Origin of the sequence: Streptomyces sp. NBC_01390, from assembly GCF_045040105.1 — a bacterium.
Lineage (GTDB): Bacteria > Actinomycetota > Actinomycetes > Streptomycetales > Streptomycetaceae > Streptomyces.
This window is the reverse complement of the sequence record NZ_CP109551.1, coordinates 6,599,230-6,621,819: the sequence shown is the minus strand read 5'-3', so window position 1 is coordinate 6,621,819 and position 22,590 is coordinate 6,599,230. Positions and strand designations below refer to the sequence as shown.

The 22,590-nt window shown below is 70.8% G+C and carries 18 protein-coding genes, 4 tRNA genes, 1 other RNA gene and 1 pseudogene; 9 read left to right on the top strand and 15 right to left on the bottom strand.

Annotation, left to right across the window (positions count from 1 at the left end; genetic code table 11):
* Positions 1 to 40: 40 nt before the first annotated feature.
* From purL to purS, 3 genes are read right to left on the bottom strand one after another with little or no spacing between them, the layout of a single operon-like run.
* Complete coding sequence (gene purL, locus OG241_RS29835; protein WP_405819523.1) at positions 41 to 2,299, bottom strand: phosphoribosylformylglycinamidine synthase subunit PurL; 2,259 nt, start codon at positions 2,297 to 2,299, stop codon at positions 41 to 43.
* Positions 2,296 to 2,976 (bottom strand): phosphoribosylformylglycinamidine synthase subunit PurQ, encoded by a 681-nt coding sequence (gene purQ / locus OG241_RS29830; protein ID WP_319096483.1) that lies wholly within the window; start codon positions 2,974 to 2,976, stop codon positions 2,296 to 2,298. Before purQ ends, purL begins: the two co-directional genes overlap by 4 nt.
* Positions 2,973 to 3,236: a phosphoribosylformylglycinamidine synthase subunit PurS gene (purS, locus tag OG241_RS29825; RefSeq protein WP_006377276.1), complete on the bottom strand. Its 264-nt coding sequence runs from the start codon at positions 3,234 to 3,236 to the stop codon at positions 2,973 to 2,975. Before purS ends, purQ begins: the two co-directional genes overlap by 4 nt.
* Positions 3,237 to 3,607: 371 nt before the next feature.
* Between purS and OG241_RS29820 the strand changes: the two genes are divergently transcribed.
* From OG241_RS29820 to OG241_RS29785, 8 genes and pseudogenes are all read left to right on the top strand, one after another.
* Complete coding sequence (locus OG241_RS29820) at positions 3,608 to 3,925, top strand: Lsr2 family protein (RefSeq protein ID WP_006377278.1); 318 nt, start codon at positions 3,608 to 3,610, stop codon at positions 3,923 to 3,925.
* A 142-nt stretch (positions 3,926 to 4,067) separates the two neighbouring features.
* A tRNA-Gly gene (locus OG241_RS29815) sits at positions 4,068 to 4,139 on the top strand.
* Positions 4,140 to 4,219: 80 nt separating this feature from the next.
* A tRNA-Gly gene (locus OG241_RS29810) sits at positions 4,220 to 4,295 on the top strand.
* A gap of 133 nt (positions 4,296 to 4,428) precedes the next feature.
* Complete coding sequence (locus OG241_RS29805) at positions 4,429 to 5,400, top strand: ABC transporter ATP-binding protein (RefSeq protein ID WP_405819520.1); 972 nt, start codon at positions 4,429 to 4,431, stop codon at positions 5,398 to 5,400.
* The gene (locus OG241_RS29800; protein ID WP_405819518.1) at positions 5,397 to 6,197 is read left to right on the top strand and encodes an ABC transporter permease; all 801 of its coding nucleotides are present in this window, start codon (positions 5,397 to 5,399) and stop codon (positions 6,195 to 6,197) included. The genes OG241_RS29805 and OG241_RS29800 overlap by 4 nt, the downstream gene beginning before the upstream one ends.
* A gap of 23 nt (positions 6,198 to 6,220) precedes the next feature.
* Positions 6,221 to 7,321: pseudogene (locus OG241_RS29795) on the top strand (histidine kinase); the annotation flags it as partial.
* Between the two features lie 719 nt (positions 7,322 to 8,040).
* Positions 8,041 to 8,652, top strand: coding sequence for a response regulator transcription factor (locus OG241_RS29790; RefSeq protein ID WP_044472409.1), 612 nt, complete (start codon positions 8,041 to 8,043; stop codon positions 8,650 to 8,652).
* Between the two features lie 53 nt (positions 8,653 to 8,705).
* Positions 8,706 to 8,781 (top strand) — tRNA-Gly (locus OG241_RS29785).
* Positions 8,782 to 8,823: 42 nt separating this feature from the next.
* On the opposite strand, the gene OG241_RS29780 is transcribed toward OG241_RS29785, so the two are convergent.
* The 6 genes from OG241_RS29780 to ffs form a co-directional block, all read right to left on the bottom strand.
* Positions 8,824 to 9,735 (bottom strand): phosphoribosylaminoimidazolesuccinocarboxamide synthase, encoded by a 912-nt coding sequence (locus OG241_RS29780; RefSeq protein ID WP_405819516.1) that lies wholly within the window; start codon positions 9,733 to 9,735, stop codon positions 8,824 to 8,826.
* A 109-nt stretch (positions 9,736 to 9,844) separates the two neighbouring features.
* Complete coding sequence (locus OG241_RS29775) at positions 9,845 to 11,386, bottom strand: N,N-dimethylformamidase beta subunit family domain-containing protein (RefSeq protein WP_405819515.1); 1,542 nt, start codon at positions 11,384 to 11,386, stop codon at positions 9,845 to 9,847.
* Between the two features lie 210 nt (positions 11,387 to 11,596).
* A complete protein-coding gene (locus tag OG241_RS29770) occupies positions 11,597 to 13,516 on the bottom strand; it encodes a hypothetical protein (RefSeq protein WP_405826486.1) in 1,920 nt (639 codons plus the stop codon).
* A 362-nt stretch (positions 13,517 to 13,878) separates the two neighbouring features.
* The gene (gene purD / locus OG241_RS29765; RefSeq protein ID WP_405819514.1) at positions 13,879 to 15,132 is read right to left on the bottom strand and encodes a phosphoribosylamine--glycine ligase; all 1,254 of its coding nucleotides are present in this window, start codon (positions 15,130 to 15,132) and stop codon (positions 13,879 to 13,881) included.
* A gap of 138 nt (positions 15,133 to 15,270) precedes the next feature.
* Positions 15,271 to 17,610 (bottom strand): DNA polymerase III subunit gamma and tau, encoded by a 2,340-nt coding sequence (locus tag OG241_RS29760; protein WP_405819512.1) that lies wholly within the window; start codon positions 17,608 to 17,610, stop codon positions 15,271 to 15,273.
* Between the two features lie 82 nt (positions 17,611 to 17,692).
* An RNA gene (gene ffs, locus OG241_RS29755) (signal recognition particle sRNA small type) lies at positions 17,693 to 17,789 on the bottom strand.
* A gap of 73 nt (positions 17,790 to 17,862) precedes the next feature.
* Between ffs and OG241_RS29750 the strand changes: the two genes are divergently transcribed.
* A tRNA-Ser gene (locus tag OG241_RS29750) sits at positions 17,863 to 17,950 on the top strand.
* Positions 17,951 to 18,079: 129 nt separating this feature from the next.
* On the opposite strand, the gene OG241_RS29745 is transcribed toward OG241_RS29750, so the two are convergent.
* From OG241_RS29745 to OG241_RS29720, 6 genes are all read right to left on the bottom strand, one after another.
* Positions 18,080 to 18,583, bottom strand: coding sequence for a DUF5990 family protein (locus OG241_RS29745; protein ID WP_405819510.1), 504 nt, complete (start codon positions 18,581 to 18,583; stop codon positions 18,080 to 18,082).
* A gap of 170 nt (positions 18,584 to 18,753) precedes the next feature.
* Positions 18,754 to 19,734, bottom strand: coding sequence for a bile acid:sodium symporter (locus OG241_RS29740; RefSeq protein ID WP_405826484.1), 981 nt, complete (start codon positions 19,732 to 19,734; stop codon positions 18,754 to 18,756).
* Between the two features lie 143 nt (positions 19,735 to 19,877).
* Positions 19,878 to 20,198, bottom strand: coding sequence for a hypothetical protein (locus OG241_RS29735; RefSeq protein ID WP_405819508.1), 321 nt, complete (start codon positions 20,196 to 20,198; stop codon positions 19,878 to 19,880).
* Positions 20,195 to 20,980 (bottom strand): heavy metal-responsive transcriptional regulator, encoded by a 786-nt coding sequence (locus OG241_RS29730; protein ID WP_405819506.1) that lies wholly within the window; start codon positions 20,978 to 20,980, stop codon positions 20,195 to 20,197. Before OG241_RS29730 ends, OG241_RS29735 begins: the two co-directional genes overlap by 4 nt.
* A 133-nt stretch (positions 20,981 to 21,113) precedes the next feature.
* Positions 21,114 to 21,776 (bottom strand): arsenate reductase ArsC, encoded by a 663-nt coding sequence (locus OG241_RS29725; RefSeq protein ID WP_405819504.1) that lies wholly within the window; start codon positions 21,774 to 21,776, stop codon positions 21,114 to 21,116.
* Positions 21,769 to 22,464, bottom strand: a complete 696-nt coding sequence (locus OG241_RS29720) for a helix-turn-helix domain-containing protein (RefSeq protein ID WP_405819502.1) — start codon at positions 22,462 to 22,464, stop codon at positions 21,769 to 21,771. Before OG241_RS29720 ends, OG241_RS29725 begins: the two co-directional genes overlap by 8 nt.
* Between the last annotated feature and the right edge of the window lie 126 nt (positions 22,465 to 22,590).

The window sequence follows — 22,590 nt, the reverse complement described above, 5'->3', positions numbered from 1 at the left end:
CCGGCAGACGGGGCCCTCAACGTCGTACAGCCAGAACCGACTACGCCAGCAGCGCCGGGATCGTCGCCTCGTGGGCCTCGCGCAGTTCGGCCAGGGTGAGGGTGAACTCGCCCTGCAGTTCCACCGCGTCGCCGTCGACGACGCCGATCCGGGTCACCGGCAAGCCCCGCGCCCCGCACATGTCGTTGAAGCGCAGCTCCTCCGAGCGCGGTACGGCGACGACGGCACGGCCCGCCGACTCCGAGAACAGGAGGGTGAACGCGTCGAGTCCGTCCGGTACGACCAGACGCGCGCCCTTCTCGCCCTGCAGCGCCGACTCGACGACCGCCTGGATCAGGCCGCCGTCCGACAGGTCGTGCGCGGAGTCGATCATGCCGTCGCGGGAGGCGGAGATCAGGATCTCGGCCAGGAGACGCTCACGCTCCAGGTCGACCTTCGGGGGCAGGCCGCCGAGGTGGTCGTGCACGACCTGCGACCACGCCGAGCCGCTGAACTCCTCGCGGGTGTCCCCGAGGAGGTACAGCAGCTGCCCCTCCTCCTGGAACGCGACCGGGGTGCGACGGGCCACGTCGTCGATGACGCCCAGGACCGCGACCACGGGGGTCGGGTGGATGGCCACGTCGCCGGTCTGGTTGTAGAGGGAGACGTTGCCGCCGGTCACCGGGGTGCCCAACTGCTGGCAGGCGTCGGCGAGTCCACGTACCGCCTCCGCGAACTGCCACATCACCGCCGGGTCTTCGGGCGAACCGAAGTTCAGGCAGTCGGAGACGGCCAGGGGCTTCGCGCCCGTCGTCGCCACGTTCCGGTAGGCCTCCGACAGCGCCAACTGCGCGCCCGCGTAAGGGTCGAGCTTGGCGAAGCGGCCGTTGCCGTCCGTCGCGATGGCGACACCGAGGCCGGTCGTCTCGTCGATGCGGATCATCCCGGAGTCCTCGGGCTGGGCCAACACCGTGTTGCCCTGCACGAAGTGGTCGTACTGGGAGGTGATCCAGGACTTCGAGGCCTGGTTGGGGGAGGAGACGAGCTGCACGACCTGTGCTTTCAGCTCCTCCGAAGTCCCGGGCCGCGCAAGCTTGTTGGCGTCGTCCGCCTGGAGGGCGTCCTGCCAGTCGGGGCGGGCGTACGGGCGCTCGTAGACCGGGCCGTCGTGCGCGACCGTGCGCGGGTCGACGTCGACGATCTTGCCGCCGTGCCAGAAGATCTCCAGCCGGTCGCCGTCGGTGACCTCACCGATCACCGTGGCGATGACGTCCCACTTGTCGCAGATGGCCAGGAACCGGTCGACCTTCTCCGGCTCGACCACCGCGCACATGCGTTCCTGCGACTCGCTCATGAGGATTTCCTCGGGCGAGAGCGTCGAGTCGCGCAGCGGTACGTCGTCGAGGGTGACGCGCATGCCGCCCGAGCCGTTCGAGGCGAGCTCGGACGTGGCGCAGGACAGGCCGGCCGCGCCCAGGTCCTGGATGCCGACGACCAGCTTCTCGGCGAACGCCTCCAGGGTGCACTCGATGAGCAGCTTCTCCTGGAAGGGGTCGCCGACCTGGACCGCCGGACGCTTTGACGGCTTCGCGTCGTCGAAGGTCTCGGAGGCCAGGATCGACGCGCCGCCGATACCGTCACCGCCCGTGCGGGCCCCGTACAGGATGACCTTGTTGCCCGTGCCCGACGCCTTCGCCAGGTGGATGTCCTCGTGCCGCATCACACCGATCGCACCGGCGTTGACCAGCGGGTTCCCCTGGTAGCAGGCGTCGAAGACGACCTCGCCGCCGATGTTGGGGAGACCGAGACAGTTGCCGTAGCCGCCGATGCCGGCGACGACGCCCGGGAGGACGCGCTTGGTGTCGGGGTGGTCCGCCGCGCCGAAGCGGAGCGGGTCCACGACCGCTACCGGCCTGGCGCCCATCGCGATGATGTCGCGCACGATGCCGCCGACGCCCGTGGCCGCGCCCTGGTAGGGCTCGACGTAGGACGGGTGGTTGTGCGACTCGACCTTGAAGGTGACCGCGTAGCCCTGGCCGACGTCGACGACGCCCGCGTTCTCGCCGATACCGACGAGCAGCGCGTCCGACTGCGGGGCCTTCTCGCCGAACTGGCGCAGGTGCACCTTCGACGACTTGTAGCTGCAGTGCTCGGACCACATGACCGAGTACATGGCCAGCTCGGCGCCGGTCGGGCGCCGGCCGAGGATCTCGACGACCCGCTCGTACTCGTCCTTCTTCATGCCGAGTTCGGCCCAGGGCAGCTCGACGTCGGGGGTCTCGGCCGCGTGCTCGACCGTGTCCAGAGGCGTCCGGCTCATGCGTTGACCAGCTTCTTGAGGATCGAGGTGAAGAACGGGAGGCCGTCCGTACGGCCGCTGCCGATCAGCGGCTCGACCGCGTGCTCCGGGTGCGGCATGAGGCCCACGACGTTCCCGGCGGCGTTGGTGATGCCGGCGATGTCCCGGAGGGAGCCGTTCGGGTTGAAGTCGCGGTACCGGAACACGACCCGGCCCTCCGCCTCCAGCTCGTCGAGCGTGTGCTCGTCGGCGACGTACCGGCCGTCCATGTTCTTCAGCGGGATGTGGATCTCCTGGCCGGCGTCGTAGTCGACGGTCCAGGCGGTGTCCGCGTTCTCCACCCGCAGTTTCTGGTCGCGGCAGATGAAGTGCAGGTGGTTGTTGCCGAGCATCGCGCCCGGGAGGAGGTGCGCCTCGGTGAGGATCTGGAAGCCGTTGCAGATGCCGAGAACCGGCATGCCCGACTTCGCCTGCTCGATGACCGACTCCATCACCGGCGAGAAACGCGAGATGGCACCGGCGCGCAGATAGTCGCCGTACGAGAATCCGCCCGGCAGAACCACCGCGTCGACCTGCTTGAGGTCCTTGTCCTTGTGCCAGAGAGCTACCGGCTCGGCGCCCGCGAGGCGGATCGCGCGCTGGGTGTCCCGGTCGTCCAGGGAACCCGGAAAGGTGACGACTCCAATACGAGCAGTCACTTCTCTTCCCCCACCATCTCCTCCACCTTCACGGTGAAGTCCTCGATCACGGTGTTGGCGAGGAAGGATTCCGCAAGATCATGGATGCGGGCGAGCGCGGCGTCGTCCACCGGTCCGTCAACTTCCAGTTCGAATCGCTTTCCCTGACGTACGTCGGAGACGCCCTCGAAACCGAGACGCGGCAGTGCACGCTGCACCGCCTGGCCCTGGGGGTCGAGGATCTCCGGCTTGAGCATGACGTCGACTACGACGCGTGCCACTGGCACTCCCGGTGTTGTGGTGCTGAGCAGGTTCCTACACGTGGCTTCAGACTACCTGTACAAAATTTCTACGCGGGTAGATTCGTAGGAATCTACGGAAGCGCGGGACCGGCGGCATCACGATCCGGTATCAGAGGGGTGCCATCCCGAAAAATTCTGGGAAAGATCCTGGTTCACATCCAGGATGTCTATTGCGGGGAGACACGCGGACAGCTTTAGTCGGTCTTCTCATTGCAATGCCGGGCACTGTACAAAGGAAAAGGCATTAGCCGATACTTTGCCCAATAACAGTCGGACAACCGAGATCTCCCGACACCTCCCGACGTCTTCGCACGTCGCGACGGAGGTGTCGCACGAAGGGACCGATATTCGTGGCTCAGCGCGTCGTGGTCACACTCTCCGACGACATCGACGGCTCGGAAGCGGCGGAAACGATCGCCTTCGGACTTGACGGCAAGTCGTACGAGATCGACCTGAATCAAACCAATGCCAAGAAACTGCGTAAGGCACTGGAGCCGTACATGGAGGCCGGCCGCAAGCGGTCGCGCTCCGGCAAGGCCTACAAGCAGACGGAGGTCGCCCCCGACCCGTCGGCGGTCCGGGCCTGGGCCCTCGCCAACAAGTTCGACGTGCCGACCCGTGGGCGCATCCCCAAGAAGGTGTACGAGGCCTTCACCGCCGCCCAGTAGTAGCCCGGCAGGACCCCGGCGGCGGCCCCGCTGCGCCTCAGGAGCCCCTCGGTACAACCGACTTGCGTTGACCCCCCGCTGATCAGCTAGAGTCTGGAACACGCCGAGGGGCAAGGCCGAAAGGCCGGACCCACGGAGGCTTGCGGGTGTAGTTCAGTAGTAGAACATCCCCCTTCCAGGGGGAAGGCGCAGTGTGCAATTCCTGTCACCCGCTCTGCACCGCCGGTCTGACCACTCTTGTGGATCAGGTAGGCTGGTGCCCGCGCCAGTCGGTGAAAGCCGACTGGAGGCAATGCGGACGTAGCTCAGTTGGTAGAGCGCAACCTTGCCAAGGTTGAGGTCGCCAGTTCGAACCTGGTCGTCCGCTCCAGATCAAGACCCCGGTCCATTGGACCGGGGTCTTTTTCGTGCAGCCCTGCGGTTCACGGTCGTCTGACATTTGTCATGTGCGGTGATGACACCACGCACTGCCCTCCCCTCCTTCCGGCCGAGATGCTGAAGGCATGGAAACCAAGGAACACGGACACGTGATTGAGGTCACTGACCTGCGGCGTGTGTACGGGGGCGGGTTCGAGGCGGTGCGCGGGGTGTCGTTCTCCGTGGGCCGCGGGGAGGTCTTCGCCCTGCTCGGCACCAATGGCGCGGGCAAGACGTCGACCGTCGAGCTGCTGGAGGGGCTGGCGGCGCCGGCCGGGGGACGCGTACGGGTGCTGGGCCATGATCCGTACACCGAGCGGGCCGTCGTACGGCCGCGTACGGGTGTGATGCTCCAGGAGGGCGGCTTCCCGTCCGAGCTGACCGTCGGCGAGACCGCGCGGATGTGGGCCGGGTGCACGAGCGGGGCGCGGCCCGAGGCGGAGGCCCTCGCGCTCGTCGGGCTGGAGCGGCGGACCGACGTACGCGTGAAGCAGCTGTCCGGCGGTGAGCGGCGGCGCCTCGACCTCGCGCTCGCGCTTCTCGGCAACCCCGAGGTGCTGTTCCTCGACGAACCGACGGCCGGCCTCGACGCCGAAGGGCGCCGCGCCACCTGGGAGTTGGTACGGGAACTGCGCGCCGGCGGTACGACCGTGCTGCTCACCACGCACTACCTGGAGGAGGCGGAGGACCTCGCCGACCGGCTCGCCATCCTCCACGAGGGGCGCATCGCCGCCGCCGGAACACCTGCCGAGGTGACCGCCTCGCAGCCGTCCCGGATCTCCTTCGAACTGCCCTCGGGGTACTTCGTGGGCGACCTGCCGCCGCTCGGCTCGCTCGGCGTGAGCGGCTACGAGGAGGAGGGGCGCGTCGTACGGCTGCGTACCCATGAACTCCAGCGCGCGGCAACGCGGTTGCTGGTGTGGGCGGAGCAGGCCGGGGTCACCTTGCGGGGGCTGGACGTGCGGTCGGCCTCGCTGGAGGAGGCGTTTCTGCGGATCGCCCGGGAGGCGTCGGCAGGCATGGAGAGTCCCGTCGCGGTCGAGGAGCGTGTCGCATGAGTGCGGTTGCCGGTACCGGTCGCGGGACCGGTCGTACGACTCCCGCCTGGCGGATGCGGGCCCTGGCTCGGGCCGAGGCGACGCTGTTCCTGCGGAACAAGGGGACGCTGGTCGCCGCCCTGTTCGTGCCGCTGGTGCTGCCCGTCAGTGTGCGGTCGGCCGTCCCGGAAGGGGACCTGAAGGAGGCCGGGCTCAGCGTCGGGACGCTCGTCCTGCCCGCCGCCGTCGGCTTCTCGCTGCTCTTCGCCGTGTACGCGGCCCTCATCGGCGCCTTCGTCGCCCGGCGCGAGGAACTCGTCCTCAAGCGGTTGCGCACCGGTGAGCTGGGCGACGTCGAGATACTCACCGGGACGGCGCTCCCGGCGGTCGCGACCGGCCTCGTACAGTGTCTGCTGCTGGCCATCGGCTGCAGTGTCGTACTCGATCTCGGCGCCCCGTCGGCACCCCAACTCGCCGTCATCGGACTGCTGTTGGGCCTGGTGACAGCTGTGGCGCTGGCTGCTCTCACCGCCAGCTTCAGCCGGACCACCGAGAGCGCGCAGGTCACCTCGCTGCCGCTGATGCTCCTCTCGTTCGTCGGCTCCGGGATCACCGTCCCGCTGGAGATGCTGCCCGACCGGCTCGCCTCGTTCTGCGAGCTGCTCCCGCTGACGCCGGCGATCACCCTCGTACGCGGCGCCTGGACCGGCGACCTTTCGGCGCACGACGTCGTGGGCGCCCTGCTGACCGGCCTGGCCTGGACCGTGCTGTCGGTGTTTGCTGTACGGCGGTGGTTCCGCTGGGAACCGCGGCGGTAGTGGACAGCGGGGGGCACGGGGACATGGACAGGCCGAGGCCGCTGAACTGGTGGGGGCGCAAGAGCACACCGGCGAAGGTGGAGACGTACACGCGCTGGTCGTTCCATCTGTTCCCCTTCGTCGAGATCACGGCGATCGGACTGCCCGTCCTCGGGCAGGCTGGAGCGGGGCTCGCGCCCTGGCTGTTCGCGCTGGTGTGCGTGCACGCCGGGCTCTGCGCGGTCACCGCGTCCCGGGCACTGGACTGGGTCCGCAGGACCCGGGAACAGCCGCTGCGGCTGTCGGCCGCGCTCGGCGTGGTCACCGCGGCGATCGGGATCGCGGCTCTCGTCCTGGCCGCCCACGGACCGGCGGGCGACGACACGAAGACCGTCGCCGGCAGCCTGTTCGCCGGAGTGGTCTCCTTCGGGGCCGGCACCCTCACCCTCGGCCTGCGCAGCAGACTGCGGATGCTGTCGCTGGTGGCCGGGCTGGCCGTGGGCTCGGTCGCCCTGGCCCTCGCACTGGGCCTCCCGGTGGGCGCCGCCCTCGGCACAGGGCTGGCCGTACTGCTCGGCGGCGGGTTCGTCTCGCTCACCTTCGCCTTCTCCATCTGGCTGCTCACCGCCGTCTACGAACTCGACGAGGCCCGCGAGACCCGGGCCCGGCTCGCCGTCGCCGAGGAACGGCTGCGGTTCGGGCGCGATCTGCACGACGTGATGGGGCGGAACCTGGCGGTGATCGCGCTCAAGAGCGAGCTGGCCGTACAGCTCGCCCGGCGCGAACGGCCCGAGGCCGTGGACCAGATGATCGAGGTGCAGCGGATCGCACGTGAGTCGCAGCGGGAGGTACGGGATGTCGTACGTGGGTACCGCGAGGCCGACCTCGGTGCGGAACTCCTGGGCGCGCGGAGCGTGCTGACTGCCGCAGGGATCTCGTGCGAGGTGACCGGCGAAGCGGCCGGACTGCCGGGTGAGGTGCAGTCGGCGCTCGGGTGGGTGGTCCGGGAGGCGACGACCAACGTGCTGCGGCACGGGGATGCCGGGTGGTGCGGGGTGGAGGTTCGGGTCGGTGAGGGGGTCGTGGTGCTGACTGTGGAGAACGACGGGGTTGGGGGCGGTGGGGGTTCCGGTCGGGGCTTCGGCGGGGGCTCGGGTGAGGGTTCAGGTGGGGGCTCGGGTGAGGGTTCGGACGGGGGCTCCGGGCGTGATTCCAGTAGGGGCTCGGGTGAGGGCTTCGGCGGAGGTTCCAGTCGGGGTTCAGGTGGGGGCTCAGACGGGGGCTCCGATAGGGGCTCGGGTGAGGGCTTCGGCGGGGGTTCCGGTCGAGGATCAGGTGGGGGCTCGGGTGAGGGCTTCGGCGGGGGTTCCGGTCGAGGATCAGGTGGGGGCTCGGGTGAGGGCTTCGGCGGAGGTTCCGGTCGAGGATCAGGTGGGGGCTCGGGTGAGGGCTTCGGCGGAGGTTCCGGTCGAGGATCAGGTGGGGGCTCGGGTGAGGGCTTCGGCGGAGGTTCCGGTCGAGGATCAGACGGAGGCTCGGGTGAGGGCTTCGGCGGAGGTTCCGGTCGAGGATCAGACGGAGGCTCGGGTAGGGGCTCGGGTGAGGGTTCCGGGGGTCGCTTCGGCGGGGGTTCAGATGGAGGCTCCGGGCGGAGCTCCCGTGATGGCTCCGGGCGGGGTTCCGGGGCGGGGGCGGGGTCCGGGATTGTTGGGTTGCGGGAGCGGCTGGCTGCTGTTGACGGGCGGCTGGAGGCGGGGGTCGTGGGTGCGGGCGCGGACCGGTTTCGGGTGGTCGCCACGGTGCCCCTGCCTGCGGAGGACGGGGCGGAGCCCGGTGCGAGGGGTGTTGTGAGCGGGGTCGCCTCATGAGCGGTGTACGGCTGCTGCTCGCCGACGACGAGCACCTCATCCGGGGTGCGCTGGCCGCGCTGCTCGGGCTGGAGGACGATCTCGTGGTCGTCGCCGAGGCCGCCACCGGGCCCGAGGCGCTGGCCATGGCCCGGGCGCACCGGCCCGACGTCGCGGTCCTCGATCTTGAGATGCCCGGCGCGGACGGTGTGAAGGTCGCCACATCGCTGCGCACGGAACTGCCGGAGTGCCGCGTGCTGATCGTGACCAGTCACGGCCGCCCCGGGCATCTCAAGCGGGCGCTTGCGGCGGGTGTGCGCGGGTTCGTCCCCAAGACGGTCAGCGCCCAGCGGCTCGCCGAGATCATCCGAACCGTGCACGCCGGAAACCGTTACGTCGACCCCGAGTTGGCCGCCGACGCGATCTCCGCCGGGGACTCGCCGCTGACCGCACGCGAGGCCGAGGTGCTGGAACTCGCCGCCGACGGCGCACCTGTCGCGGAGATCGCGGAACGGGCCGCGCTGTCGCAGGGGACCGTACGGAACTATCTGTCGTCGGCCGTGTCGAAGCTCGGGGCGGAGAACCGGCATGCGGCAGTGCGGCTCGCACGGCTTCGGGGTTGGGTATAGTTGGCGTCGCGCCACGGCACGTACGGCTCGTACGAGACGTACCGGGACGCGATGCGGACGTAGCTCAGTTGGTAGAGCGCAACCTTGCCAAGGTTGAGGTCGCCAGTTCGAACCTGGTCGTCCGCTCCAGATCAAGACCCCGGTCCATTGGACCGGGGTCTTTTTCGTGCACTACGTCCAGCTCAGGCCCGTCAGACGCTCGTACGCCTCGATGTACTTCGCGCGGGTCGCGTCGGTGACGTGCTGCGGGAGGGGCGGCGGGGGCTGCTCGCTGGCGCGGACCCAGCCGGACTCCGAGGACGTGAGCCAGTCCCGTACGAACTGCTTGTCGAACGAGGGCTGCGCGTGGCCCGGCTCCCACTGGTCGGCTGGCCAGAAGCGGGACGAGTCCGGGGTGAGGACCTCGTCGGCGAGGACCAGCTTCTCGCCGTCCTCGGTGGTCTCGTACCCGAACTCGAACTTCGTGTCCGCCAGGACGATGCCCCGCTCACGGGCGATGTCCCGGGCGCGGGAGTAGACGGCGAGGGTCGCCTGGCGGAGCTCGGCGGCGGACTCGGCGCCGACCTGGCGGACGACCTCCTCGTACGACACGTTCTCGTCGTGCTCGCCGACCGCCGCCTTCGTGGCCGGGGTGAAGATCGGGGCGGGCAGCTCGGAGCCGTCGGTGAGGCCCTCGGGGAGTGCCAGGCCGCAGACCGTACGGGAGTCGTTGTACTCGGTGAGGCCGGAGCCGGCGAGGTAGCCGCGGGCCACGCACTCCACCGGCATCATGCGCAGGGACTTGCAGATCAGGGTGCGGCCCGCCCAGTCGGCGGGGGCGCCCGGCGGGAGTTCGGTGCTCAGGACGTGGTTGGGGGCCAGGTCGGCGAGCTGGTCGAACCACCAGAGCGAGAGCTGGGTGAGGACGCGGCCCTTGTCGGGGATCTCCGTCTGCAGCACCCAGTCGAAGGCGGAGATGCGGTCGCTGGCGACCATCACGAGGTCGCCCGCCTCGTTCTGGTACAGGTCGCGCACCTTGCCGGTGTGCAGATGCACCAGACCCGGAACCTGGAGGGGCTCGGGCTTTTCTACGAATCCGGACACGGTTCCTCCCCGTGGTGATGACCAAGTGGCTCGATTCTCCCGTATGCGGAGAGTGCGATTCGCCGGGGGTCGTGGGGAGGGTCTTGGAGAAGGGGGCCGGTCAGGGCGTTCAGTCCCGTTTGCAGATGCGGTCCAGGAGGTTCGCGGTGGCCCGCTGGACCCGGGCGTCCACGTGCCCGGGACGGTCCAGGGCCGGGGACCACGCGAACGTTCCGGACGCGAATACCAGGGCACCCGAGGGGGCCCGGTAGAGCGAGGTCTCCTGGTGGCGGAGGGCGCCTTCGCTGTCGGCGTACGGGGAGTGGGCCAGGAGGACGCGGTCGTCGTGCTCGGGGAGCTGGGTGCGCGGGAAGTAGCGGTCGGCCTCGCCGGCCACCATTCCGTCGATCTCGTCGCCGTCGTGGGCGCCGGTCGCCTCCCAGATCCAGTGGTCGGCGTTGCGGACGACCATGGGGGTGGGCTCGGGGACCCGGCCCGCGTACTGGATGCCGATCAACTGCTGCTCGGGACGGTCGACTTCGCGCCACAGGGCCGGCTTTCCGGGGCCGCGGCGCTTTCGGCAGGAGAGGAGGCGGTCCGGGACACCGGACGGCGACGGGCCCAGCTCCACCTGCCAGTACATGGTGTTGGCGGAGAGGAAGACGAGGGACGTGCCGCTCTCGCGGGCGAGTTCCGTGGTGCGGCGCATCGGCGCGGACCAGTACTCGTCGTGCCCCGGGAAGACCAGTCCCCGGTATCGGGTGGGATCGACGCGGCCGGCGTGCAGATCGCGGGCGTCGGCGTACGCGACGTCGTAGCCGTAGCGCTCGGCGAAGCGGATGAAGTCGTAGGCGTGGCCCACGTGGAGGGGGAGACCGGCGCCCGCGTACGGCCGGTCGAAGGAGACGGTCGTCGCGGCGTCGGACTCGCCGAGGAGCCGGCCGTGCTCGTCCCAGGCGTGGTAGAGGCTCGCACCGGTGCGGCCGTCCTCCGGGTAGAGGTTGTACGCCTGCCAGGTGACGTCCGGCAGGAGGAGCAGCAGGTCCGCCGGATGGTTGTCGCGGACCGTGAACGGGATGTGGGAGCGGTAGCCGTCGCCGGTGGTGAGTACGGCGACGTACGCCCCGATGTTCCAGTACGTCGGGATCTGCAGGCGCCAGGAGAGCCACCAGTGGTGGCAGGAGACGGTGCGGTCGGCGGTGAGGGGCGGGGGCTGCACGATGCCGGAGAGACGGGGGCTGGTGGTGATCTTCGCGGCGCCGTCACCGCCGTAGTGGCCGATGCGGTAGATGTCCACGGCGAACTCCTGCGGCGGGTCGACCGTGATGTGGAAGTCGATGGCTTCGCCGGGGGAGACGGGACCGGTGGAGGCGAACCCCTTGATCTGCCGGCGCACGTCGTCGGCGGCGCGGGGGCCGCCGGTGGAGGAGGGCGCGGTGCGCGACGTACGGGCGGTACGGGGGCCGGGGATTCTGGCGTCACCGGGCCGCGCGGTGGGGCCGGCGGTCGGTGTTGGGTCTAAGGGGTCGACGTACCAGGGGACCACGTGACCCGTGTCGCCGAAATAGGTCTCGCTGCCCCGGAGCCAGGGAACCGGACCCAGACCGAAGGGGTCCGTGACGGCGTGCGCGAGGGCTCCTGACTCCCAGCGGCGGATCGGCTGCGACCCCATGACTGCTCCCCTCCCTGGCTCCCCCGTCAGCTGTTTATGTCCCGTGCGATTGCCATGAGCGTGTTCGGTCCCCAGCACATCACATTACGCACGCACTCCGTCACCGTTCGTCGCGAATTGACTGTAAACGGAAGGGAGGGGTCCGACCGGTTTCCTCGCCCTCGATCGTGCCTTCGCTCTCGCCGGGCGGGGGAGCGAGGCTCCCTCGTGTCACACCAGGCGTACGGGCTTCTCCGGGCGTACTCCGGTCGTGCGGAGCCATGCCTCCAGAGGGGCCGGGTCGCCCGTCTCTATGAGGGTCAGGACCTTGGGGCCCAGGTCGGCCGCCCGTTCGCCGTTCAGGAGGAGGGAGGGGCCGTCGAGCCAGTCGAGGCCGGGGGCCGCGCCCGCCGTGTCCATCGCCGCGCAGCAGACCATCGCGGTGACGTGATCGGCGAGCAGTTCGCGGCCCGTACGCGGGGGCTGCAAGGGGAACAGCGGCAGCGAGCCCTCGTCCCAGAGGGCCGTGTCCGGGCCCTGGCCGGTCAGCCCCGCAGAGGTCTGCTGTCCGCCCACCGGCGCCGCAGCCTCCTCCCGGGCGACCTCGGCGCTGAGCTGAGCGGCGAGAGCCTCGCCGCGCTCACTACCTACCGGCTCGTCGTCCGCGTCGCTGTAGTCGTCTGCGCCGCTGTAGTCGTTCTCGTACGCCTTTTCGCTGTCGCTGTCGGTGCCGCTCTCGCTCTCGTTTTCGTACTCGTTCTCGTTCTCGTTCTCGTCCTTCGCCATCGCCGTCGCCGTCGCTGTCGCCGCTTCCCGCGCCGTTGTCTCCGTTGCCGGGGGCTGGGGTGTCGTCAGGTGGTTCATCACGCGGGACAGGGTCGGGGCGTCGGGGTCCTGGGGCGTGGAAGCCGGGGTGCGGTGGACACCTCGGGCGTCCAGGGCGTCCAGGACCCGGTGGAGGCGTGCCGCGTCGGCACGCCACTTCCGGTCGACCACCTCGTCCGGGTATTCGTGCCAGTCCACCGGCGCCCAGTCCGGGCCGGTCTCGGCCGGGCCCCCGTGGAAGAGGCGGGCGGCGAGCAGGGAGGCCGCCTCGTCGACCAGGCCGGGCTCTTCGAGGAGGTCGCAGGCCGGGCGTTCGCCCAGCCGGGACGTGAAGCCCTCGGCCAGCCGGTCGCGGCGGGACAGTTCGGTGAGCGCCGCGACGACGCCGGCGTCCAGCCGGGCCGGCCAACGGCCCATCCGCCAGGCCGGCAGGGCGACCCTGGTGAGCAGCCGGTCCCAGCCCGCGTACGCCAGGCCGACCTGCTCCTGGGCGACGATCCGCAGTCCGTAGTCCACAGCCTGTGCGCGCTCGGCGGCGGCCGCCGCGACCCCGCGCTCCATCTCGGACGCGTGCACCCGACAGCTGCGCAGCAGCAGCCTCGCCACCCAGCCGACGCCCGCGAGCGCCGCCCGGGACACGGGGTCACGCCGGGGCGCTGCGGCCACGGCCACCGCCGCGTCCAGGCCGCGGACGAAGCGTCGGGCCGCCGCGATGTCTGGGTGCGCGGACGGTCCCGTACCCGCGACGACCGGGGCGAGGACCGCGCGCAGCTCGCCGACCCGCATCCACCACAGGAACGGCGAGCCGATGACGAGGACGGGCGATGCCGTCGCCGCCGTACGACGCCGCTGCCCCTGGAGGGGAGAGCGCAGGCCGCGTACGCCTGATATCTCGTCCCGGCCCTCCGGCTGGGGCGGGGCGTGGGCGCGGTGGGTGCGGTCCTCCAGCCAGCTGTCGCAGTCCGGTGTGAGCGCTATCGCGGAGGGCGCGGGGACGCCGAGGCGGTCGGCCAGGTCGCGCACCAGGTGGTAGAGGTCCAGGGCCGATTCCTCGGCGATCGGGACCGTGGGGCTCATGGCCGGGCGGGCGCGGGCCACGACCAGGGCGACACCGGCCGCCGCAAGGAGTACGACGAGTGCGGCGACGCTCGTGATCCAGCGGGCGAGGTGCCAGCCGCCGCCCACGAGGTGGTCGGTGGAGCCGCCTGCCAGCAGCACGACGGCGACGGCCGCGGGCAGCAGGGCGACGGCCAGGGCCCTGCTGCGGATACGCAGCACGGCGAGGGCCCGGGAACGCGCGACCTGCGCGCCCGCCTCCACACCCATACCGGTCACGACCGGATGTCACCCCCTACCTTTTCCGCACACCGTGACGTTGCTCGCCCTGACGTTGCTCACTCCCCCACTGTGGCACCCGCCACTGACATCGCAATGCCGGTGGGCCAAGTGCCGGAACGCTTGCGCCGCACCATAGTTGGGGGCCCGGTCCTCGTCAGCCGGATGGGGGATCGGTCACTCGATGGAATGGCTCTGGGGAGAGGTGGATGACACACGGCGACGACGAAGTAGCAGCTGGGAGAGGTTCCCGAGGCCTGCGGAGGCGCCGCGAACACACGTGGGCCCCGCATCCTTAGACGGCTGCGGGGCCCGGGAGGTTCATCGGCGGGAGAGGTCTGCTCCCCTGCCGCCTACTCGCCGGCCGCCGCCTTCGCGGCGATGTCCGTGCGGTGCTGGGAGCCGTCCAGACGGATGCGGCCGAGGGCGGTGTACGCGCGGTCGCGGGCCTGGCTCAGGTTCTTGCCGGTCGCCGTCACTGAGAGCACCCGGCCGCCGGCGCTCACCACCGCGTCGCCGTCGTGCTTCGTCCCGGCGTGCAGGACGTACGCGTGCGGGGCGTCCTCGGCGGCCACGTCTGCGAGGCCGGTGATCGGGTCGCCGGTGCGCGGGGTGCCGGGGTAGTTGTGCGAGGCGATGACCACGGTGACCGCCGCGTCGTCGCTCCAGCGCAGCGGCTCCAGGTCGGCGAGGGTGCCGTTGGCCGCCGCGCGCAGGATCCCGGCCAGCGGGGTCTTGAGGCGGGCCAGGACCACCTGGGTCTCCGGGTCGCCGAAACGTGCGTTGAACTCGATCACACGGACGCCGCGCGAGGTGATCGCGAGACCCGCGTAGAGGAGCCCGGAGAAGGGGGTGCCGCGGCGGCGCAGTTCGTCGACCGTCGGCTGCAGAACCGTCTGGTGGACCTCTTCGACCAGCTTGGGGTCCGCCCAGGGGAGCGGCGAGTAGGCGCCCATGCCGCCTGTGTTCGGGCCCTCGTCGTCGTCCAGCGCGCGCTTGAAGTCCTGGGCGGGCTGGAGCGGGACGACCGTCACACCGTCGGTGATCGCGAAGAGGGAGACCTCGGGGCCGTCGAGGAACTCCTCGATGACGACACGGTCGCAGGAGTTCGCGTGCGCGGCGGCCTCCGCGAGGTCGGCGGTGACCACCACGCCCTTGCCGGCCGCGAGTCCGTCGTCCTTCACGACGTACGGGGCACCGAAGGCGTCGAGGGCCTCGTCGACCTCCTCCGGCGTCGTGCAGACGTAGGAGCGGGCCGTGGGGACGCCGGCTCCCGCCATGACGTCCTTCGCGAAGGCCTTGGAGCCCTCCAGCTGCGCGGCCTCCCCGGAGGGGCCGAAGACCGGGATGCCGGCCTCGCGCACGGCGTCGGCGACCCCGGCGACGAGCGGCGCCTCCGGCCCTACGACGACCAGGTCGGCGCCCAGCTCCACGGCCAGCGCCGCTACGGCCTTGCCGTCGAGGGGGTCGACCTGGTGCAGCTCGGCGACCTCGGCGATGCCGGCGTTGCCGGGGGCGCAGTACAGCGCGGTGACGTCGGGGTCGAGGGACAGGGAGCGGCACAGGGCGTGTTCGCGGGCGCCGTTACCGATGAGGAGGACCTTCACGGGGGTCAGCTTAGTGGTCGGGGTGTACTGCTCGCCGGTGCCGGTGCGGGCCCTCCCTGGGAGCTGCGCCCCCAGACCCCCGCTCCGGCCCTGAACGGGCCTTGTCCTCAAACGCCGGACGGGCTGGAAATGCGGGGGCTACTCGTTGGAGAACTCTTCCAACACTGTCGCCCCCAGCTCACGCACGATCATTTCGTGACCGGAGAGGGCAGACTCGTCCAGGTCGGGATCGTCGTCCTCGGCGGTGTCGTCCTCGGGGGCGATGGGTGGGGGTTCCGGGGCCGAGGGCTGCGGGACCGGGGCGGCGGAGGCCTGGGGGCGGGGGGCACCGGATGCCTGCGGGGCGGCCGGTGCGGGGGGCGGGGACGCCGGCTGCTGCTGGTGGGGGGCGGGCGTCGTGGCCGCGCCGCCGTAACCGCTACCGCCGGCCCCGCCGCCGCCTCCGTAACCACCGGAGGAACCGCCTCCGCCGTAGCCTCCGGTCGCCGGGGGCGCTGCCGGGCCGCCGCCCGTCGGGTCGACGACCGACTCGATCCTCCACTGGACGTTGAACTGCTCCGCCAGCGCCTGCTTCAGCACGTCCTCGCTGCCGCTGCTGGAGAAGTTGTCCCGCGCGCCCGCGTTCATGAAGCCCAGCTGGAGTGTGGTGCCGTCGAAGCCGGTGACCTGGGCGTTCTGGCTCAGCAGAATCCAGGTGAACCGGCGGCGGTTCTTCACCGACTCCAGGATGTTCGGCCAGAGCATGCGGGGGTCGAGGCCGCCGGGCACGGGGGCACCCGCCTGCGCGGCGGGGGCCTGAGCCGGGGCTTGGGGCGAGGCGTAGGCCGCCGCTGGGGCAGGTGCGGCGGGCGCCGGGCCGGGGTTGGCCGCCGGGGGCTGTCCGCCGCCTGCGGGTGTCGCCGTGGGCCAGCCGCCAGGGCGTCGGCCACTGCCCGCGGTCGTCGCGGTGGGCCAGGCGCCGGGGGCAGCCGGGGCGGGGGCGGCTGGAGCCGAGGGCGGCGTCGGAGTCGGCGTGGGAGGCTGCGCTGCCGGTGCCGCCGGTGCTGCGTGTGCTGCCGGTGCCTGCGGCTGAGGGTGCGGGGCGGGCACTCCGGCCCTGTCCGCCGTACCGGGGAGGTCAGGCATGCCCTGCGCGTCGCCGCGCACTGCCGCTCGGGCGGCCGCGACTGCGCCGCCCGCCGGAACCGGCGCGCCCACGGGACCGCCGGGTGCCGTGCCCTCGTACGCGGCGGGACCACCATGACTAGTACCCGGTCCCGGCACGTACCCCATGGGGATGCCGGCGCCGCCCATGCCCATCGCGGGGCCGCCGGAGAAGTTGACTCCGCGTTCCAGTTTGTCGAGCCGGGCCATGACCGAGCGCTCGTCGCCGTACGCGGCGGGAAGCAGCACGCGCGCGCAGATCAGTTCCAGCTGGAGCCGGGGCGAGGTCGCGCCACGCATCTCCGTGAGTCCGTCGTTCACCAGGTCGGCGGCGCGGCTGAGTTCGGCGGCGCCGAAGACACCGGCCTGGGCCTGCATACGCTCGACCACGTCCACAGGGGCATCGATGAGCCCCTTCTCCGCCGCGTCCGGAACGGCGGCGAGGATCACCAGGTCGCGCAGTCGTTCGAGTAGGTCGGCGACGAAACGGCGCGGATCGTTGCCGCCCTCGATGATCCGGTCCACGACCTCGAAGGCCGCCGCTCCGTCCCCGGAGGCGAACGCCTCGACCACGGAGTCGAGCAGCGAGGCGTCGGTGTAGCCGAGGAGAGAGGTGGCCATGGCGTACGTCACACCGTCGGCACCGGCGCCGGCCAGCAGCTGGTCCATGACGGACATGGAGTCTCGTACGGAACCCGCGCCGGACCGGACGACCAACGGGAGCACACCGTCGGCGACCGGGATGTTCTCGTGTCCACAGACCTCGGCGAGGTACTCGCGGAGTGTGCCGGGCGGGACCAGCCGGAAGGGGTAGTGGTGGGTCCGGGAGCGGATCGTCCCGATGACCTTCTCGGGTTCCGTGGTCGCGAAGATGAACTTGAGGTGCTCCGGCGGCTCCTCGACGACCTTGAGCAGCGCGTTGAAGCCGGCCGGCGTGACCATGTGGGCCTCGTCGATGATGTAGATCTTGTAGCGGCTGCTCGCCGGCCCGAAGAAGGCCTTCTCGCGCAGGTCACGTGCGTCGTCCACACCGCCGTGCGACGCCGCGTCGATCTCGATGACGTCGATCGACCCCGGCCCGTTGCGCGCCAGGTCCTGGCAGGACTGGCACTCACCGCAGGGGGTCGGCGTCGGCCCCTTCTCGCAGTTCAGGCAGCGCGCCAGGATGCGCGCACTGGTCGTCTTGCCACAGCCGCGCGGCCCGCTGAACAGGTACGCGTGATTGACCCGGTTGTTCCGCAGCGCCTGCTGCAGCGGGTCGGTTACATGCTCCTGCCCGATGACCTCGGCGAACGACTCCGGGCGATAGCGGCGGTACAACGCAAGGGACGACACGCATACGACGATATCGGGCCCCACTGACAGTCGACCCCGCTCGCCCGCCTCACCCCGTATGCCGGCGTCGCAACCTGGGCATACAGAAGACCCCCCACGCACCCGCCAGAGCCAACCTACCCTTGCTGCCTTCCGGCCCTGGGGGAGTTCAGTCAGATAGCGCCGCGTGAGGGGCTGAGGCCCAGCGTACCTGATCGCAGGGGGTCCGAACGAGTTCGTAAGCACCCCCCAGGGTCATGTAATGTTCGGGGCGGAGGATTCGCCTAGTGGCCTAGGGCGCACGCTTGGAAAGCGTGTTGGGGGCAACCCCTCACGAGTTCGAATCTCGTATCCTCCGCCAGTGCCTCACCGGGCACGATGTCGAAGGGCCCCACCGTTCGCGGTGGGGCCCTTCTTCGTGCGTGGTCTCAGTTTTGGTCTCAGTTGTTGTGATCGGACGGGGGTGGATCTCGGCGAACAGTGATCCGGTTCACGGTGACGGTCGGTCCTCGTCAGCGGATTCGGCGGTCCAGGTAATGCGCGGTGGCACGACCCGCGCGCACAGAGGCCCACCGCGCGCGTCGGTCAGTCCGAGGCGCCCCACCAGCAGGCCGGTGAGGGTGGCGGCTTCGAGTACCTCGGTGGGCACGGCGTCGAGCATGAGTTTGGCGCGGCGGAACATCGTGAAGGTGCCCGAGTCCTCGACGGTGCCCCACGTCAGGTAGACGAACCGGCCTCCTGGACGGCCCTGAACGTAGGGCCCTTTCACATCGGTGCCGCCAGGTGAGGCCGCCGTGGTGCACTCCAGGGTCCAATCCGCCGAGGCGGCGTCTCCGGGCTGGGGGTCGAGGAGTTCAGCCGGACGGTCGCGGCGTTGCACGGCGACGTGGATGTTGCGGTATTCCGGAACGTCGTCGCTGGCGAATGCTGCGGGTGGGCAGGTGCGGCCGGGAAGGTCGACGGCTTCGATGCGGATGCGCATGTGGGCCATCATCCGCGTGGGGCGTACATGATGGCGGCCATGCCGGTGGGCATACCGGGGCGCCGATGACGTCATGGCGGCGGCACGGTAGCCGTCGGCGACCACGCCCCAGGCGATCGACCCGGCAACGAGGGTCCCGCCGTATGCGGCGAGGATCCACCCGATATCAGGCCACCCGTCATTTATGAGAGGGGGCGGGCAGGCAGCTCGTCCGGCTGCGTGATCCGTTCGGGAATCAGCCGGGGCACCAGGCGGACGTAGGTGACCATGCCCACGACCTCCACGAGCGTCTGGGTGACCACGACGACGGCGGCGACGGCCAGGTCGTCGGGCAGGGCGAGGGCGAGCGGCAGGACGACCAGGGAGTTGCGGGTGGCGCCGGTGAAGACGATGGCGCGGCCCGCCGGGGCTTCGAGGCGGAAGAGGCGGGCCACCGCCTTGCCGGCGAATGCCATGACCAGCAGGAAGGCGATGTAGAAGGGGATGACCGCCGCGACGTCGGCGAGGCTGTCGTCGAGCTTGGGAACCTGTGAGGCGACCACGATGAGCAGGGTGGCGGCCATCAGCGGCACCATCGTCGTGGTCGCCGCGTCGGAGACTCTCTGCCCGGCCGGGCGGCGGGCGGCCCATGCCTGCAGGGCCCACGCCAGGGCCAGCGGGATGACGATCAGGATCAGGAACGCCTTGAGGAACGGGCCGGCCTCGACGATGTCGGCCAGTTCCGAGCCCATGAAGAGGAACAGGAACCCCGGCAGCAGCAGCATCTGCGCGACGAGCAACAGCGGGGTAGCGGCAAGCAGGCGGCGGTTGCTGCCGCCTGCCAGGCCGGAGAAGACGATGACGTAGTCCACGCACGGACACAGCAGCACCAGCAGGACCCCGAGGCGGACGGCCTGGTCGGAGGGCAGGAACGCGAACATCGCGGCGACCACCAGCGGCACCACCACGAAGTTCACCACCAGTGCGGCGGACAGGAAGCGGCCGTCACGCAGTGAGCGGACCAGCTCAGCCGCCGGAACCTGGAGGAAGGTGACGAACAGCAGCGCGCCGAGCACGGGATTGATGGCGTGCTCCAGTCCCGGGCCCGCCTCGGGGGCGGCCCAGCCGAGGAGCGCGCCTGCGGCCATCGCCGCCAGGTAGATCGCGACCTGGTGGTGTTCCATCCGCTCGACCAGGCTCTGCGGTCCCTGCTGCTGCGGCACCCGAACTGCTCCCTCGTATGTATCGGGGGCCGCCGACAGACGGCCCCGCCCCATCCTCACAGGCCGCCGGACTGCTCCTTTCCCGGCTCCGGCGGTTCCGTGCCTCAGCGCCCGTTCTTCGCCCCCTCGGACTCGTCCGGACCCCGGCCGAGGGTGGGCATGCCGAGGTCGGTGAGGGCCGGGGCCGTGCGGCAGGCCACCTTCCTGCGCCGTCGTCGGACCATGAGCACGCCGAGTCCGGCAGCCACGGCCATCACCGCGAGGACGGGCATCCACAGCGCCCCGACCGCAGAGGTGACGCCGATGCCGCCCAGGACGGCGAGGAGCGGTCCCGCGCAGCACACCGCACAGGCGGCGAGGGCTGCCGTGCCGGTGCCGAGGATGCCCCACGGACGGGCCGGGCGGGGAGAGGGAGGCGTGGTCATGCGGTCACTCCGAACAGGTCGGCCAGCATGCCGGCGGCGCTCTCGGGCGCGTGGACATCCAACTGGAGGGCGTCGGGGGTCAGATGCAGGGTGAAGTCGAAGAAGGCACAGCAGCCCTGCTCCGCCGCCGCAAGGGCCGCGACTTCGGCGGCGAGGTCGGCCCTGGACGGGAAGGTGAGCCGGAGTCCGTCCGGGATGTCCTCGCGCCGCTCGGCCCTGGCGATCAGCGTGCGCCACTGCTCGGTGCGTTCACCGAGCTCGGCACCGCCCAGGGTGCATGCCACCGGGGCCTGGCGCCACGGTTCGGGTTCCCGCTCCGGTGCGGGGCGGGTGGGTGACAGGAGCACCGGGACCGGTCCGGGGGCCGGGGCCGCCGTGGTGGTGGTGGTGCAGCCGCAGTCCGGACCGCACGCGCCCTCGGGTGCCGGGCCCGACAGGTCGGCGTGGACGCCGGCGAGACGGCCGCTGAACGCCCGCAGCTCGGCGATGCGGCCGTCGGTCTCCGTGATCCGGGCGGCGACCAGTGGCAGCATTCGGGCCCGTACCGAGGCGCACACGCCTTCCTCGCGTACGTCCAGGAGCTCGCGGATCTCGTCCAGGGCCAAGCCCAGGAGCTTGGCCGAGGAGATGAACTCCAGCCGTTCCACCGCGTCCTCGCCGTACTGGCGATATCCAGCCGGCGTCCGGTCGGCGGGGAGCAGGCCGGCGTCCTCGTAGAAGCGCAGTGTCGTGGCCGGAACGCCGGAGAGATCCGCCAGCTGCGAGATCCGGTAGGTCTTCATACGTCCGACGGTAAACCTTCGACCCGACTTGAAGGTCAAGCGTTCGCGGCTACTCCCCTGCGCGAAAAGCGGGGTCGACCACCGTTAGGGCACGGAGTCGTGTGGGGCCGGTCTCCGTGCGCCCTGCGCGTGGTCAGTGCTGGGCTGGGACGCCGAGTTCGTCGAGGAGGCCGCGGACGCGGCGTTCGATGTCGTCGCGGATGGGGCGGACGTCGTCGACGGACTGGCCTGCGGGGTCGTCCAGGGTCCATTCGAGGTATCGCTTGCCGGGGAACACGGGGCAGGCGTCGCCGCAGCCCATGCTGACGACGACGTCGGCGGCGCGGACGATCTCCTCGGTCCAGGGCTTGGTGAACTCGCGGGAGATGTCGATGCCGCGCTCGCCCATCGCGGCGATGGCGGCAGGGTTGACCTCGTTGCCGGGTTCGGAGCCACCGGACCAGGCGACGGCGTTGTCGGCGGCGAGGTGCTGGAAGAAGCCCATGGCCATCTGGCTGCGGCCGGCGTTGTGGACGCAGAGGAAGAGCACGACGGGCTTGCCGTCGGTGTGGTGGCCTTCGACCTTGGCCAGGGCGCGCAGGCGCTGGCGGGCGAAGCGTTCGGCCATGAGCGGGAGGAAGTTGGGGATGGTGCTGCGGCCGGCGAACTGGTCGTAGCTGGTGTGCAGGAACCGTTCGATGGTCTCCTGGCCGAAGGTGCCGTCGAACTCGCGGCTGAGGTGGGTGGCGGCGGTGCGCAGGGCGAGTTGCTGGTCGATGCTCAGGTTGCGGTGCGGGACGGGCGCGGTCTCAGTCATCGCTGCCTCCAGGAGGCTGTACGGCGGGTGCCAGCCGGTCGACCCGGTCGGCGAGGTCACTCAGGGCGTCGGCGAAGGCGTCGGCGGTGCCGGTGCGGGTGGGGTCGGGGACCGACCAGTGCAGGCGGTCGGGGACCCGGGGGCCGAGTTGTTCGTGGGCGTTGTCGCAGACGGCGACCACGAGGTCGTCCGGGCGCAGCGTCTCGTCGATGTGAGAGGTATGGGCGGGGCCCAGAGAGAGGCCGTGTTTGCGTGCGGTCGCCACAGCACGGGGGTGGACGCACTGCGCGGGCTCGGTTCCCGCCGAGGCGGCCGGGACGGTGCTGTGCCGCTTCCAGAGGGCTGCGGCGAGGTGGGAGCGGGCGGAGTTGTGGGTGCAGACGAACACCACGCGGGGCGCCGTACGCAAAGGTGTCGGCATGGTGTCGGCCAGGGCTTGGACGCGCAGGCGCAGGTAGGTGCGCCGTCGGTCTCCTTCGGATCGGGAGCGCTCGATCAGGCCGACCTGTTCGAGCAGCTTGAGGTGGTGGGCCAGGAGATTGCTGGGCAGGCCCAGTTCCTGGCCGAGTTCACCGGGAGAGGCGTCGCCCAGCAACAGCCGGTCGATGATCGCCAGGCGCGCAGGTTCTCCCAGTGCCGCGTGCCGTTGCGCTCGCGCCACCACCGATGCAGACCACTCAACGTTCATTGAGTCAATTTTCGTTGAGCTAATCTCCGCTGTCAATGCGGCCGGCGGAGGTCAATTCACGAGGGGCTGCCGGGTAGGTCTGCGACCATGCGGCGCTGGACGTCGAGAGGGGCGCTCCGAGCGCCC